Annotated in this window: 14 protein-coding genes; 5 read left to right on the top strand and 9 right to left on the bottom strand. The window is 73.3% G+C overall.

The features are described 5' to 3' along the window. Nucleotides 1–97: 97 nt before the first annotated feature. Together Aut01nite_RS21665 and Aut01nite_RS21660 are read left to right on the top strand one after the other, a co-directional pair. On the top strand, nt 98–892 hold the full coding sequence (locus Aut01nite_RS21665) for a hypothetical protein (RefSeq protein ID WP_043523872.1): 795 nt from the start codon (nt 98–100) through the stop codon (nt 890–892). Between the two features lie 34 nt (nt 893–926). Beyond that, a complete protein-coding gene (locus Aut01nite_RS21660; RefSeq protein WP_043523873.1) occupies nt 927–2,342 on the top strand; it encodes an alpha,alpha-trehalose-phosphate synthase (UDP-forming) in 1,416 nt (471 codons plus the stop codon). Here Aut01nite_RS21660 and Aut01nite_RS21655 read toward each other — a convergent pair. From Aut01nite_RS21655 to Aut01nite_RS21630, 6 genes are all read right to left on the bottom strand, one after another. Further along, complete coding sequence (locus Aut01nite_RS21655) at nt 2,329–2,937, bottom strand: alpha/beta hydrolase (protein WP_043523941.1); 609 nt, start codon at nt 2,935–2,937, stop codon at nt 2,329–2,331. The two genes, Aut01nite_RS21660 and Aut01nite_RS21655, sit on opposite strands and share 14 nt — an antisense overlap. Before the next feature lie 68 nt (nt 2,938–3,005). Then, nucleotides 3,006–4,319: a flavin-containing monooxygenase gene (locus Aut01nite_RS21650; RefSeq protein WP_043523874.1), complete on the bottom strand. Its 1,314-nt coding sequence runs from the start codon at nt 4,317–4,319 to the stop codon at nt 3,006–3,008. A 25-nt stretch (nt 4,320–4,344) separates the two neighbouring features. Then, the gene (locus Aut01nite_RS21645) at nt 4,345–5,022 is read right to left on the bottom strand and encodes an endonuclease/exonuclease/phosphatase family protein (protein WP_043523875.1); all 678 of its coding nucleotides are present in this window, start codon (nt 5,020–5,022) and stop codon (nt 4,345–4,347) included. A 10-nt stretch (nt 5,023–5,032) separates the two neighbouring features. After that, on the bottom strand, nt 5,033–5,980 hold the full coding sequence (locus Aut01nite_RS21640; protein WP_043523876.1) for an ROK family glucokinase: 948 nt from the start codon (nt 5,978–5,980) through the stop codon (nt 5,033–5,035). 24 nt (nt 5,981–6,004) lie between these two features. Continuing rightward, nucleotides 6,005–6,742, bottom strand: a complete 738-nt coding sequence (locus Aut01nite_RS21635) for a hypothetical protein (protein WP_052163461.1) — start codon at nt 6,740–6,742, stop codon at nt 6,005–6,007. A 24-nt stretch (nt 6,743–6,766) separates the two neighbouring features. Next, nucleotides 6,767–7,219, bottom strand: a complete 453-nt coding sequence (locus tag Aut01nite_RS21630; protein ID WP_043523877.1) for an SRPBCC family protein — start codon at nt 7,217–7,219, stop codon at nt 6,767–6,769. 93 nt (nt 7,220–7,312) lie between these two features. Here Aut01nite_RS21630 and Aut01nite_RS21625 point away from each other — a divergent pair, with 93 nt between their 5' ends. After that, nucleotides 7,313–9,001: a sensor histidine kinase gene (locus Aut01nite_RS21625; RefSeq protein WP_052163462.1), complete on the top strand. Its 1,689-nt coding sequence runs from the start codon at nt 7,313–7,315 to the stop codon at nt 8,999–9,001. Nucleotides 9,002–9,008: 7 nt separating this feature from the next. After that, nucleotides 9,009–9,677 (top strand): response regulator transcription factor, encoded by a 669-nt coding sequence (locus tag Aut01nite_RS21620; protein WP_014688640.1) that lies wholly within the window; start codon nt 9,009–9,011, stop codon nt 9,675–9,677. 31 nt (nt 9,678–9,708) lie between these two features. Here Aut01nite_RS21620 and Aut01nite_RS21615 read toward each other — a convergent pair whose 3' ends face one another. From Aut01nite_RS21615 to Aut01nite_RS21605, 3 genes are all read right to left on the bottom strand, one after another. Next, the gene (locus Aut01nite_RS21615; RefSeq protein ID WP_043523878.1) at nt 9,709–9,963 is read right to left on the bottom strand and encodes a hypothetical protein; all 255 of its coding nucleotides are present in this window, start codon (nt 9,961–9,963) and stop codon (nt 9,709–9,711) included. Nucleotides 9,964–9,997: 34 nt separating this feature from the next. After that, nucleotides 9,998–10,312, bottom strand: coding sequence for a TlpA family protein disulfide reductase (locus Aut01nite_RS21610; protein ID WP_043523946.1), 315 nt, complete (start codon nt 10,310–10,312; stop codon nt 9,998–10,000). An 83-nt stretch (nt 10,313–10,395) separates the two neighbouring features. Next, entirely contained in the window at nt 10,396–12,522 is a 2,127-nt protein-coding gene (locus tag Aut01nite_RS21605; RefSeq protein WP_236642612.1) for an ABC transporter ATP-binding protein, read from the bottom strand. 262 nt (nt 12,523–12,784) lie between these two features. Between Aut01nite_RS21605 and Aut01nite_RS21600 the strand changes: the two genes are divergently transcribed. Next, nucleotides 12,785–13,321, top strand: coding sequence for a DUF4240 domain-containing protein (locus tag Aut01nite_RS21600; protein WP_043523880.1), 537 nt, complete (start codon nt 12,785–12,787; stop codon nt 13,319–13,321). The last annotated feature ends 185 nt before the right edge of the window (nt 13,322–13,506 follow it).

Below are 13,506 nucleotides of genomic sequence, written 5' to 3'. Positions count from 1 at the left end.
GCGTACGAAGCGGGGGCGGCGCGTCACAACGCACTCCCGCAACAGGCGCCTGCCGTGTCACCATTCAAGGCACGGTCGGGCGAGGGGGTGTGCATCGGTGACAGCGGGTGGCGCCCGTCGTGGGCGGCGCGACAATGGGCTTGACGCCGCCGACTACGCGGCGGCGGGAGATGTGGATCCTCGGATCGGCGAGCATCTGCTCGACGTTCTGGCAGCCGGCGGCATCGCCGCCTACCTGCAACCGACCGCCGATCTGAACCCGATCCTGCGGGCGACCACGTTGCCCGCACGGCCGATCGACCGGCTGTTCGTGGACCGGGCGCACCTGGAGACCGCCAAGGAGCACCTGCAGAAGGTGACCGGCGGCGCACCGCCCACCCCACCGTCGCCGCCGGCGCCGGCGCCCCGGCCGCAGGCCGAGGTGGACGCCGAGTGGGCCAAGATCGTCGCCGGGTTCCACACCACGGTCGACGCGTCGACGCCACCGTGGCCGGCCGCTGAGGACACCCCGCGCCAGGAGCCGGCCCGGCCGGTCACCGAGGAGGGCACGCCGCACAACCGCCGGCGCACCGACCCCCCGGACGAGCCCTCGATCCTCTACGGACTGGACACGTTCGGCGGCGACCTGCCGCCCGACGAGGCCGACGAGGAGGAGCGCTACATCCCGCCGCCTCCCCCGCCGCTGCCACGCATCTCGAAATACGCGGTCACCGGCGTGCTGGGGGTGGTGGCCGGCCTGGTGCTGTTCCTGTGCCCGTGGTTGCTGCCGATCGACTCGTTCACGGTCACGCTGCTGGGCTTCGCCGCGATCGTCGGCGGGGCGGGCACCCTGGTCTGGCGCCTACGCTCGGGCGACGAGGACGACGAGGACGACGACGGCGCCGTCGTATAGACAGAGGTCGGTGTCGCCGCAGTAACCTAAAGTGATGCGTCAGAGTTCGCTCGTCGTCATCGCCAATCGCCTGCCCCTGGATGACAGCACCGCTCCGGACGGAGCCTGTGAGTGGCGCCGCAGTCCCGGCGGCCTGGCCAGCGCCCTGCACGCGATCCTGGAGCAGACCCCGGCCACGTGGGTCGGCTGGGGCGGCGGAATGGGCCCGGCGCCGGCCCTGCCCGATGTCGGCAGCCTGCGGTTACGGCCCGTGCCACTGACCGGGGACGAGCTGCGGGGCTATTACGAGGGGTTCGCCAACTCGACCCTGTGGCCGCTCTACCACGACGCGGTGCAGCAGCCGACCTTCGACCGGGGCTGGTGGGAGACGTACCGGGCGGTCAACCGGCGGTTCGCCGAGGCCGCCGCCGAGGTGGCCGAGCCGGGCGCCGCCGTCTGGGTGCAGGACTACCACCTCCAGCTCGTCCCGGGGATGCTCCGCGACCTACGGCCGGACCTGCTGATCGGGTTCTTCATGCACGTGCCGTTCCCGCCGCCGGAGCTCTACATGCAGCTGCCCCGGCGCGTCGAGCTGCTGCGCGGGATGCTCGGGGCCGACCTGGTCGGCTTCCAGCGCGAGCAGGCCGCCCACAACGTCGCCCAGCTGGCGCAGAAACTGCTCGGGGCCCGGGCCACCGACGACGCCATCACCGTCGACGGGCGGACCGTGCGGACCGGCGCGTTCCCGGTCTCCATCGACGTCGCCGAGATGCGGGCGCTGGCCACCCGGCCGGACGTGGTCAGTCAGGCCGAACAGCTGCGGCACAGCCTGGGCGAGCCGAAACGGGTGCTGCTCAGCGTGGACCGCCTCGACTACACCAAGGGCATCGAACACCGGCTCACGGCCTACAGCGAGCTGCTGCGCGACGGGTTCGTGAAGGTGCGGGACACCGTGATGGTGCAGGTGGCGGTGCCCAGCCGGGAACGGGTGGAGAGCTATCAGGGCCTGCGTGACCGGATCGAGGGAGAGGTCGGCCGGATCAACGGCGAGTACGGCCGGGTCGGCGAGCCCGCCATCCACTACCTGAATCAGCCGTTCACCCGCTCCCAGCTCGCCGCCCTCTACCGGACCGCCGACGTGATGGTGGTGACCCCGCTGCGCGACGGGATGAACCTGGTCGCCAAGGAGTTCGTGGCGGCCCGCGAGGACGGCGCGGGAGCCCTGGTGCTCAGCGAGTTCGCCGGGGCCGCCGCCGAACTGGAACAGGCCTTCCTGGTGAACCCGCACGACGTCGACGGGCTCAAGGACACCCTGCTGCAGGCGATGGAGGCGGACAGCGCCGACCTGACCGCCCGGATGACCGCGATGCGCCGGCACCTGGCCACCCACGACATCATGGCGTGGGCGCGGGCCTACCTGAGCGCGCTCGACCACACCGGACGGCTGGCGGACCGGCTCACAGCTCCTTGAGCAGCCAGTCCAGGATCGCGTCGATCGGCTCGGCCCAGCTCGTCTCCAGCATCAGGTCGTGGCCCATGCCGGGGAAGAGCAGGGGCGCGACCCCGTACCGGGCGGCGGCGCGGTCCAGGGCGGGCCGGGTCACCACAGAATCGTCCGGGCTGCCCACGACGAGCATCGGCGGGCCGCCGACCGGGTCCGGCAGCCGGACCCGCCCGGCCGGCGGGATCCGGCCCGCCAGCACCGGAGCGACCAGGACCGCCGCGCGGGCCGGGTAACGGCCCAGCGCCCCGGCCACCACCCGGCCGCCGGTCCCGTGACCGATCAGCACCGTCCGGCGGGGTAACCCGGCCGCCACCTGCACCACGTCGTGAACCCGGGCACGCAGGTCGCCGCCGGGCCGCGGGGTCACGGCGTGGGACGGGAAGCCGCGGCCCGCCGCATGGCCGAGCCAGTGCTCGGCGAACACCGCGGCGCCGTGGCCGTGGCCGGGCACGAACAGCAGCGGCGGGCGGCCCGCGTCGTCGTCCGGCAGCCTCGAGACGACCTCGCGGTCCGCGGCGGGCACCGGGTCGGACCAGTCCTCGTACCGAAGGATCTCACTCATCTCGGCCGGCCCCCTCTCGCCGAAGATCGGCGATCCGAACCGTGGCGGCCGGAACTTCCGTCGTTCGCTCATGCCGCCATCCGGGCCAGAAGGCTCTCGACGGCACGCAGGTAGTCCACGTGACCGACCTCGAACCAGTGCCGCCGGGTGGGGATCACCGGACGCCGTGACCAGGACGCCGGCGGGCGCTGCGACTCCTCGCGCTGCACGGCGGCGGCCTTCTCCGGGTCGGTGACGCGCAGCCGCAGCCAGCGGGCCACCGCGACGCTCTGCCAGTGCGCGAGGGGGAAGATCCCGCTGTCCGGCTGCACCAGGCCGACCACCGCGAGCGTCGGGTGCCGGCGGGCGAAGGTGTGCAGGTGCAGGTCCGGGCGGCCGTGCTCGTCGGTGTCCAGCAACTCGGGGGCGGCGAAGTCGAACCGGGGACGGTAACCGGTCGCGGTGATCACCAGGTTCGGCTCGATACGACGGCCGTCGGCCAGTTCCACCGCCGCGCCGTCGTACCGGGTCACGTCGCCGACCGGCTCGATCCGGCCGTGCCCGAGATAGTGCGGCAGCAGGCCGTTGACCACCGGGTGGCTCGCGAACGGCGGGTGGTCCGGGGCGGGGACGCCCCAGCGGGTCAGGTCGGCGGCCGCCCGGCGGTAGCGCCACTGCCGCCACCAGGCCGGCCCGCGGCGCGGTCGCGCCTGGTCGGCGGGGCGGGTGCCGAGGTACTTCGGGGCGTACCAGTAGCCGCGCCGGGTCGAATGCCACACCCGGTCGGCGTGCTGGGCCGCCTCGACCGCGATGTCGCAGCCGGTGTTGCCGCCGCCGATCACCAGCACCCGGCGGCCGCGCAGCCGGGACGGATCCTTGTACGCGTTCGCATGGATCACCTGCCCGCCGAACTCCCCCGGGATCTCCGGGCTGACCGGCGACCAGTTGTGCCCGTTGGCGATCACCACGGCCGCGTACCGCTGCACCCGCGACGAGCCGCCGCCGGTGGACCGGATGGTCACGTCCCAGCGGCCGTCCCCGGCCGGCTCGATCGAGGCGACCTCCATGCCGAACCAGATGTCGTCGCCGAGCTCGAAGTGCGCCGCGTACCGCTCCAGGTACTCCAGGATCTGGCTGTGGTGCGGATAGTCCGGCCAGGTGTCCGGCATCGGGAAGTCGGGGAACTCGGTGAGCGGCCGCGACGAGATCACATGCGCCCCGGCATAGACCGGGCTGCGGTCGTGCCGCCAGTTCCAGGCGCCGCCGACGGAGGTCTCACGCTCGTAGCAGTCGACCGCGAAGCCCTGCTCACGCAGGTTCTTCACGGCGGTCAGACCGCTCGCTCCGGCGCCGATGACGCACACCGCGCCGCCACGGTCGCCGAGGTCCGGGGAGTCTTGCACCCGGCGATCCTTGCAGATGCCGCGCTTAGGAGGAAGGGAGCAAAAGGTCCGCGACGATCGGCAGATGATCGCTCGCGACGCGGGCCCGGTCGGTCCCGACGATCTCGTACTTCTCGATGGCGATGTCCGGGGTGACGAACAGCGCGTCGATCCGCCGGCTGGGCACCGTCGCCGGAAAGGTGGGCACGTCCTCGGACGAGCCGAGCAGCCCGTCCTCCACCGTCCGCCAGGCGCCACCGCCCGGCCCCTCGTTCAGGTCGGCCGCCACGATCGCCGGGCCGGTCACGGTGTCCAGCTCGGCTTTCCAGTGCGCGGCCTGGGCGGGCCGTTCGGCCGGGTCGGTGGCCAGATGCGACCCGGAGACGGTGAACGCCGCGCCGCGGACCGCGCCCTGCGCGAACACCGCGCCGCGCAGATGCCGTCCCGGCGTCAGCGGATAGCGCATGCACCAGGTCCGCCGGATCGCCACCCGCAGGCTCACCAGCAGCAGGTTGCCCAGCGACGGCAGCCCACCGGCGGCCACCACCAGGCCGGTCTCGGAGGCGAGCAGCGCGCACTTCTGCCGCCACCGGAACCGGCGCGGCGCCTCCTGCACCACCAGGACGTCCGGGGCCAGGTCACGGATCAGGCCGACCAGCGCGGCCCGATCGTCCCGCAACCCGTGGACGTTGTAGCTGACCACCCGCAGCGGAACCCCGGACATCCCGGCCGCCTCAGGCGCGTCGGGCCAGGTCGGCCGCGCCGACCACGCCGGCCGCGTTGCCCATCCGGGCGGCGTGGATCGCGGCCACCGGGAAACGGTCCCGGTTGGCGAGCTGATCCCGGTACGCCCGTTCGATCGGGCCCATCAGCAGCGGGCCCGCGTCGATCACCCCGCCGCCGATCACCATCAGCTGCGGGTCGAGGCTCTGTGCCAGGTCGGCCAGCGCCACCCCGAGCCAGTAGCCGACCTGGGCGAAGGCGTCCATCGCGACCCCGTCACCGGCCCGCGCCGCCTCGGTGATCTGCCGGCCGGTGATGGCCAGCGCGTCGCCACCGGCCAGCCCGAGCAGCGTGGCGGCCCGTTCCGGCTCCTGGCGCGCCCCGGCCCGGCCGAAGCGGACCAGCGCGTTGCCGCTCGCGTACTGCTCCAGGCACCCCAGCCGGCCGCAGCCGCACGGATGCCCGTCCGGCACCGACTGGATGTGCCCGAGCTCGGCGGCGATGCCGTTGGCACCCCGCCACAACTGCCCGTTCACCACGATCGCGCCGCCGATGCCGGTGCCGACGGTGATCATCACCATCGAGTCGGCGTGCGCGGCCACGCCGAAGCGGAACTCGGCCCAGGCGGCGACGTTGGCGTCGTTGTCCAGCACGACCGGCAGGTTCGTGGCCTTGCTCACGTAGGCCTGCAGCGGCTCGTCGCGCCAGGCCAGGTTCGGCGCGAAGAGCACGGTCGAGCCGGCGGCGTCGATCCACGCGGCGGCGCCGATCCCGATCGCGGCCGCCTCCGGGTACTGCGCCACCAGCTCGGCGGCCACCTCGACGATCGTGTCCCGGGTGCCGGCGGGGTCGTCCGCCGGCGTGGGCCGGCGGTTAGAGGCGAGCACGTTGCCCTGCTCGTCGACCACACCACCGGCGACCTTGGTGCCGCCGACGTCGATTCCGATGGTCAGCGTCACGCTGCCCGTCCCCTCTGCAAACAGTTACACCGCGCCGCCGGGGTGGGCGTCGTCGCCCGTCCCCGTGTCGCGGTCCTCGGACGCCGCGGCGTCCAACTCATGATCCACGCTACGGGGCGCGTCCGGGCCGTTCACGGCCGCCTCGGCAGTGGCGGCCGCCCAGACGTCCCCGGTCCGGGTGGATCCCGCCGCCGTCCGGGCCCGCTCGGCCGCCTCCACCGCGCGCGCCACCGCCCGCTCGGCGGCGGCGGCCCGGGCCCGCGCCGCGGCGGCCTCGTTGCGGGCCCGCTCCACGGCGGCCGCGCGGGCGTCGGCGGCGCTGGCCGCGCCCCAGGGATCGGACTCCGCGTCGGGCTCGTCGGCGGGCGGCTCGTCGGTCGCCGACGACCAGGCCCGATCGGGGCTCGGCTGCGGGCGCGGGCGGGGCGTGGACGGACGGGGCCGCTCACCGCTCAGCGTGGCGAAGGCGCGCATCAGCCCGGCCACCCCGGCGGCGATGTCACCGACGCTGCCGGCGAGCCGCTCGGCGGTCTCCGGACTCGGGTCACGCACCGCGGCGATCGCCTTGCACACCGGGCACACGCAGCACTCGGCGCTCCCGGTCGACCAGGAGCCGGCGGCGGCGCCGGCGCTCGCCAGCAGGCCCATCACGGAGTCACCCAGGTGGCCGAATCCGTCCCCGGACGAGTGCCCGCCCGCCGAGGCCCTGGCGAGCAACGCCGCGACCAGGCGCTCCGCCTCCTCCCGCGCTGTCCCCGGCATCCCGCGCTCCCCTCGGCTCGCGGCTCAGGCCGCGGGCAGGCTCTCGACGCGGCGCTTGAGCTCCTTCAGCGCCATGTCCATGATCATTTTCTCGGCCTTGCGGCGGAACATCCCCAGCATGCCGATCGCGAGGTCCACCACCAGGGTGTACGTCACCGTCGTGCTGCCGTCCGCGTTCTCCACCAGATCGTAGGAGCCGTCCTGGGAGCGCTGCGTCTTCGACGGCTCGACCAGGCGCCACTCGATCCGGGACAGATCGTCGGCGTACGCGTACTCCAGCGTGTACTCGTCGACCAGCACGGTCGCGTCGATCTGGAAGCGCACCTGCGCGGCGTATCCGTCCTCGTACTCCTCGAGGACCTGGACTTTCTTGATCGACTCCGCCCACTCCGGGTACCGCGGGAAGTCGCAGATCACCGCGGCGACCCGGGCCAGGGGCGCATGGACCTGAATCGACTGTGTCGAGGTGTCCGCCATGCACGGCAGGCTACTCGCTGAACGCGCCCGTTCGCGCGACCGGGGCATCGCCGGAACGCGCCGATTCCGGTGCCTCCCGCTACGATCCGTCACGTGCCAGCCCTCGCCAGTGGTTCCGCGCGTATCCGCCCCGCCGAAGCCGCGGCCCGCGCCGTCATGCTCCTGCTGGTCGCGGCCCTGACCCTGACCGCCACCGGCCGGCCGGCCCAGCTCGGCTGGATCGCCCTGCTGGCGGTCGCCGCCGTGCCCAGCTTCGTGGCCCGCGGCCATCCGGTCCTGGCGCCGCTGGGCCGGGTCGCCGAGGTGACGGTCACCTGCCTGGCAGCCGGCTGGGTCGCCGCCGCCGCGCAGGAGGCCGACCGGGTCGACGCCGGGTTCGGCGCCGAGGCGGTGCTGCCCTACCTGGCGGTGCCCCTGCTCACCGCGGCCCTGCACCGCCGCACCGGGGAGGGCCTGTCGCTGCTCGGCGTCGCGGCGGTCACCATGGTCGCCGGCGGCGCCCTGGCCGGGCCGGGCGACATGCTGCGCACCCCGGGCTACCTGGCGGCCTGCGGCCAGTGGCTGGTGCTCGGGGCGATCATCACGTTCGCCGCCGAGACGATGCGCCAGCTGCTCCAGCCCCCCGAGCCCACCCCGCAGCCGTACGCGGAGGCCACCCGCCTGCTCACCCAGCTGCGCAGTGTGGCCCGTTCGCTGCCCGGCGCGACCCTGGACCCGGGCGGCATCTCCGAGCACCTCCTGGAGGAGCTGCGGGCGGTCGCGCCCGGTCACCGGGCGGCGGTGCTGTCGGCCAGCGGCGGCGGCCGGCTCGTCGTGCTGGCGCAGACCGGCGCCGAGCGGGTCGACTGGGAGACCACCCTCGACGCCGACTCCGGGATCGCCGACGCCTGGGCCACCCAGCAGCCGCAGACCGCCAGCCGGTCGCAGGCGCGCAGCCACCCCGGGGGCGACGTGTCCTCGCTGGTGGTGCCGCTGGTCGCCGGGGTCCGGACGATCGGGCTGGTCATCCTGGAGACGGACGCCGCGGGGGCGTACCCCTCCTCGGTGGTCCAGGCCGTGACCGAGGTGACCGGCCCGGCCTCGCTGCGGCTGGAAGCCGCCCTGCTCTTCGACGACGTCCGCTCGCTGGCCACCAACGAGGAGCGGCAGCGCCTGGCCCGGGAGATCCACGACGGGGTCGCCCAGGAACTGGTGATGGTCGGTTACGGCATCGACAACGCGCAGGCCACGCTGCCGGAGGGCGCCGAGGAGACGGCCGAGGAGCTGCGCGTGCTGCGCGCCGAGGTGACCCGGGTGATCACCGAGCTGCGGCTGAGCCTCTTCGAGCTGCGTTCCGAGGTCGACCGCAACGGCGGCCTCGCCGCGGCCATCGCGGAGTACGCCCGGACCCTGGGCACCAGCGCCGGGCTGCGGGTGCACTTCACGTTCGACGAGTCGACCGCCCGGCTGCCCGCCGCGACCGAGGCCGAACTGCTCCGGATCGCCCAGGAGGCGATCACCAACGCGCGCAAGCACGCGGGGGCGTCGAATCTCTGGGTCACCTGCACGGTCGACCCGCCGTACGCCGAGATCGAGGTGTCCGACGACGGCAAGGGGTTCGCGGACACCCGCCCCGACGGCCGCTACGGTCTTACCATCATGGCGGAACGTGCCGAACGCATCCGCGGTCGTCTCAAGATCACGCCGCGACACCCCAGCGGGACAACCGTCGCTGTAGTGCTCGGAACACCGCCCCGGCGCGATAGCGTGCGGGATAGCGTTTCAGCTCCAGAAGGGGAGTAACCCGAGCATGTCGACCAGTCCTGCGCCGACGACGCGCACCAAGGTCCTCCTTGTCGACGATCACGATCTGATCCGTAAGGGGCTGCGACACGCATTCGAGCGCGACCGTCAGTTCGAGGTCGTCGGTGAGGCCGCCACGGCGGCGGAGGCGGTGCGCCAGGCCGGCGCCCTCCAGCCGGATGTCGTGATCATGGATCTTCGCCTGCCCGACGGCAGCGGCCTCGAGGCCACCCGCGCCCTGCGCAAGAACAACGCCAACATGGGCATCGTGGTCCTGACCATGTATGCCGGCGACGACCAGCTCTTCGGCGCTCTCGAGGCCGGGGCCAGCGCTTTCGTGCCGAAGACGGCGCCCGCGGACGAGGTCGTGGCGGCCGCCCGGCACGCCGCGTCGGCGCCCAGCGCGTTCACCGCGGCCGATCTGGCCGAGGCCATGAAGCGGCGGCTCGCCCCGTCCGGTCCGCAGCTGTCGCCGCGTGAGGGTCAGGTGCTCCGCCTGCTCGCCGACGGCATGAGCGTGGCCGGGATCGCCAAGCAGCTCTTCGTCTCGGAGTCGACGGCGAAGACCCACATCTCGAAGCTCTACGAGAAGCTGGGTGCGGCCAACCGGGCGCAGGCGCTGATGACGGCTCTCCGGCTCGGTCTGCTGGAAGCTCCCGACGCACCGAAATTCTAAACATTCCGGACAGATTCGGCGTTTCTATTTTTCAGGCGCCGAATCCGGATGTACGTATCGCAGCCCCGGCGAAGCCCGACGGCTGCGCCGAGGAACGCGGCCGGCCGCCCCGGGGCGCCGCGACGATGCCCGGCGCCGTGACCCACCGCGGAGAGCGGCCGGGCTGTTTCTCCTCCAGGGAGACGAGGACCTTCCGGAGCAGGCCGTTCAGCTGGGCCGGCTCCTCCCGGGTCAGCGCCGCCGGCAACTCCTCGTCGCGCTCGATCCAGCGCAGCGGGTGCTTCATCCGGACCAGCGCGCCCTCGACCTCCGGTGGTGGCTCAGGCCTGAGCGGGGAGGATCTCCGCCAGGGCGGCGATCAGATGCGGCTTGGTGGGCACTCCGGTGGCGCGGCGCACCTCCTGCCCGGCGGCGTCGAGGATCAACAGCGTGGGGGTGCGTACGATCCCGAGCTCGCGGACCTCGTCGAGGTGGCTCTCCGCGTCCACCTCGACGTGCCGCACGCCGGGCAGCAGGGCGGCGACCTCGGCGCTGACCCGGCGGACGGCCCGGCACGGCGCGCAGAACGCGGTGGAGAACTGCAGCAGGGTGGCGGGCGCCGGCTCGACCCCGAGTCGTTGGAGCAGTTCCCTCATGTCCCGATCTTCGCTCGCCACCCGGCGGACGGCCAGCCGCCCGCTCGGTCCCATCAGATCCGTCCGGCCACGGTGACCCGGGCTCACGCGGACTGGTAGGCGCTGGCCTGCAGCGTGAACAGCTGGGCGTAGAGCCCGGCGGCCGCCATCAGCTCCTGGTGATCGCCCTCCTCGACGACCGACCCGTGGTCCAGCACGTAGATCCGGTCGGCTTCGCGGACACTCGCCATCCGGTGGGTGATCAGCACCACGGTCCGCCCGGCGGCCAGGCCCCGCAGCCGCCGGTAGACCTCGTGCTCGGCTCGCGCGTCCAGGTTCGCGGTGGGCTCGTCGCAGATCAGCAGCGGCGCGTCCCGATGGAAGGCCCGGCTCACCGCAAGGCGCTGCCACTGGCCGCCGGACAGGTCGGCGCCGTCGGTGAAGTGGCGGGACAGCAGGGTCTCGTACTCCCGCGGCAGTTCCATCACGAACTCGTGGGCGTCGCCGGCCATCGCCGACTCCCGCACCCGCGCCAGCGTCGCCGGCCGGTCGTGCCGCCCGATCGCGATGTTGAGCCGGGCCGACAGCGGCCACCGGGTCGGCTCCTGCATCACCACCGCCACCCGCTCCCGCACCGACTCCGGATCGAACCGGGTCACATCCACCCCGTCCCAGGTGACCGTGCCCCGCTGCGGCCGGTACAGACCGGCCAGCACCGCCGCCAGCGTCGACTTGCCGGATCCGTTCTCGCCGACGAGCGCGATGATCTGGCCGCGGCGCAGGGTCACGCTGACGTCCTTCACGGCGGCCCGTTCGGCGTCCGGATAGCTGAACGTCACCCGGTCCAGGCGGATCTCGGTGAACCGTTCCGGCGCCCGAAGGCCCGGCTCCGCCTCGGCCCGCGCCAGCGACAGTTCGCAGAAACCCTGGAAGTCGGAGAAGTAGAGTCCCTGCTCGTAGACCCGGTTCGCGGTGAACGCCAGCTCGCTGAGCTTCCCGATCCCGATGTTGATCGCGTAGGCGGCCGCGCCGGCCACGGCCAGCTCCATCCGGCCGCTCCACAGCAACCAGAACAGCATGGCGTACGCCAGACCGGTCGCCAGCCCGCTCAGCGCCTGTCCCGCCAGGTTCGTCCGGACCACCCGGCCGATCACCCGGATCTCCTCCAGCGTGGAGATCCGCAGCAGCCGGCCGACCTCGGTGAGCAGGAACCGCCGTACCGTGAAGGCTCTCAACTCGGCCGCCGGCTCCCGTGCCGCCAGCAGGTAGGCGAGCATCCGCTGGCGCCGCCAGACCGCGATGAGCCGCAGCTTGCTGCGGTAGCCGAGCCGCGCCGACCGCACCGCCGCCCACGCCGTCGGCACCACCGCGAGCACCAGCATCGGCAGCAGCGCCGGATGCAGCACCGCCAACACCCCGGCCGCGGCGGCCAGCCCGACCAGGTGCGTCAGCACCTCGATGCCGTGGTCCACCACCTGCTGGGCGGCGTTGATCCCACGGTCCCGGGCCCGTTCCATGGCGTCCCGCCAACCCGGATCGTCGAACGTGGCCAGATCCACCCGCGTCGTCAGATCCAGCAGCCGCATCTCCGCGGCCTCGTAGACCATCGGCGACAGCCGCCCGTGCGCCGCGGTCGCCGCCGACGCGAGCAGCCCGCGCGCGGCGAGGGCGACGATCAACAGCGCCAGCGACGGTACGGCTGCCCGGACCCGCTCCGGTGTCGGCCCCGCCAGCAGCAGCCCGTCCAGCACACCGACCACACTGATCAGCCCGACGGCCGCCGCGACACCGGCCGCGACCTGCAGGACCAGCACCGCCGTCGTGGTCCGCGGGCTGGCCCGCCACCCGAGCAGCCACGCCTCCCGCAGCAGACGGGGCAGCCGCCGCACCATCTGCAGGAACGTGGTGTTCGCCGCCTCCTCCGTGCTGGTCAGCCAGTACGGCAACTCCAGTTCCCCGTCGTCCTGCGCGGTGAGCATCGTCTCCGCCGCCACCGCCCCGCCGTCATCGGCAGCCGTCTCACTGAGACCGGGTACCGCTCCCCCGTCGCCGGCCGTCGTCCCGCTGGAGCGGCTCTCCGCTCCCCCGTCGCCGGCAGCCCCCGTTTCACCGTCGCCGGCGGCCGTCTCACTCAGGCCGGGCACCGCTCCGCCGTTGGCAGCCGCCACCGCCTCACCGTGCTCGGCGGTCGTCTGGTGGGTAGGACTCGACTGGGGAGCAGGGTCCGGCATCGTCGGTCGCCTCTCGGGTCCCTCGGCGGGGCTCCGCGACCGCGGCAGGGATGCGCGACGCACGGGCGGCACGCCGCACCCGGCCTGCCGGAAGCCCCGCTGTCGTTCCTACGCCGACCGGCCGCCGGACGTCCACCGCATAGCGCGGAATCCGGCACTCATTCACGCTCGTGAGCGTCTTTCACCCGTACGGTTCCTCGGCGGCATCGGTGTCCGCCTGCGGGCGGTGATTCTTGTCGGACCCCGCTGATACGTTCCGCCCATGACCACCGACGCGCCGACGGCGCTCCTCCCGACCGCCGCCGACGAGGCCCGTTTCTGGGCACTCATCGAGTCCGCCTGGGCCGGGCTGGGCCCGGAGCCCGCCGCGATCCGGCTCGCGCTGCTCCACCGCACACCGGAGACCGGCGAGGAGTCGCTCTATGCCCTGGACCCATGGCTGGAGCCGTTCCTGGAGCGGCTCCGGGCCGCCTCCGCCGGCCTGTCCGCACAGGATCTCACCGACCTCGACCGGGTTCTCGAGCGCAAGTTGTTCGACATCGACCGGCAGGACATCCACGAGTTCACCGACGGTTCCGACGACGGTTTCCTCTACGCCCGCGGTTTCATCGTCGCGGCCGGCCGCGAGTTCTACCAGGCGGTCCAGGCCCGTCCCGAGCTGGCGATCATGGACGCCGAGTGCGAGGCGATGTGTTACCTCTTCAGTCACCTGCACCGGGAGCGGTTCGGCGCCCACCCCCGGACCGGCTCCGGCATCAGCCGCGAGACCTGCTCCAACCGGGCCGGCTGGCCGTCCTGATCCCCTTCGGCCGACGCCCTCGGCAGCGTCACCGTCGCATACCCGCCTGACCGGTCAGGCGGCTATGCGACGCCCCCAGTTCAACAAAGGCCGGTGCGGCACCACACCGGCCGGGCGCGGTTCAGAAAGCGGTGCGGCACCACACCGGCCGGACGCGGTTCAGAAAGCGGTGCGGCACCACACCG

This window comes from Actinoplanes utahensis, assembly GCF_016862455.1.
GTDB classification, from domain to species: Bacteria; Actinomycetota; Actinomycetes; order Mycobacteriales; family Micromonosporaceae; genus Actinoplanes; species Actinoplanes utahensis.
The sequence above is the reverse complement of the archived record's forward strand: the minus strand, read 5'-3'. Positions and strand labels throughout refer to the sequence as shown.

What these genes read in the sequence shown, in the direction of transcription:
- Aut01nite_RS21660 (WP_043523873.1), top strand. Translation starts at nt 927, where the DNA reads ATGCGTCAGAGTTCGCTCGTCGTCATCGCCAATCGCCTGCCCCTGGAT.
- Aut01nite_RS21655 (WP_043523941.1), bottom strand. Translation starts at nt 2,937, where the DNA reads ATGAGTGAGATCCTTCGGTACGAGGACTGGTCCGACCCGGTGCCCGCC.
- Aut01nite_RS21645 (WP_043523875.1), bottom strand. Translation starts at nt 5,022, where the DNA reads ATGTCCGGGGTTCCGCTGCGGGTGGTCAGCTACAACGTCCACGGGTTG.
- Aut01nite_RS21635 (WP_052163461.1), bottom strand. Translation starts at nt 6,742, where the DNA reads ATGCCGGGGACAGCGCGGGAGGAGGCGGAGCGCCTGGTCGCGGCGTTG.
- Aut01nite_RS21630 (WP_043523877.1), bottom strand. Translation starts at nt 7,219, where the DNA reads ATGGCGGACACCTCGACACAGTCGATTCAGGTCCATGCGCCCCTGGCC.
- Aut01nite_RS21620 (WP_014688640.1), top strand. Translation starts at nt 9,009, where the DNA reads ATGTCGACCAGTCCTGCGCCGACGACGCGCACCAAGGTCCTCCTTGTC.
- Aut01nite_RS21615 (WP_043523878.1), bottom strand. Translation starts at nt 9,963, where the DNA reads ATGAAGCACCCGCTGCGCTGGATCGAGCGCGACGAGGAGTTGCCGGCG.
- Aut01nite_RS21610 (WP_043523946.1), bottom strand. Translation starts at nt 10,312, where the DNA reads ATGAGGGAACTGCTCCAACGACTCGGGGTCGAGCCGGCGCCCGCCACC.
- Aut01nite_RS21605 (WP_236642612.1), bottom strand. Translation starts at nt 12,522, where the DNA reads ATGCCGGACCCTGCTCCCCAGTCGAGTCCTACCCACCAGACGACCGCC.
- Aut01nite_RS21600 (WP_043523880.1), top strand. Translation starts at nt 12,785, where the DNA reads ATGACCACCGACGCGCCGACGGCGCTCCTCCCGACCGCCGCCGACGAG.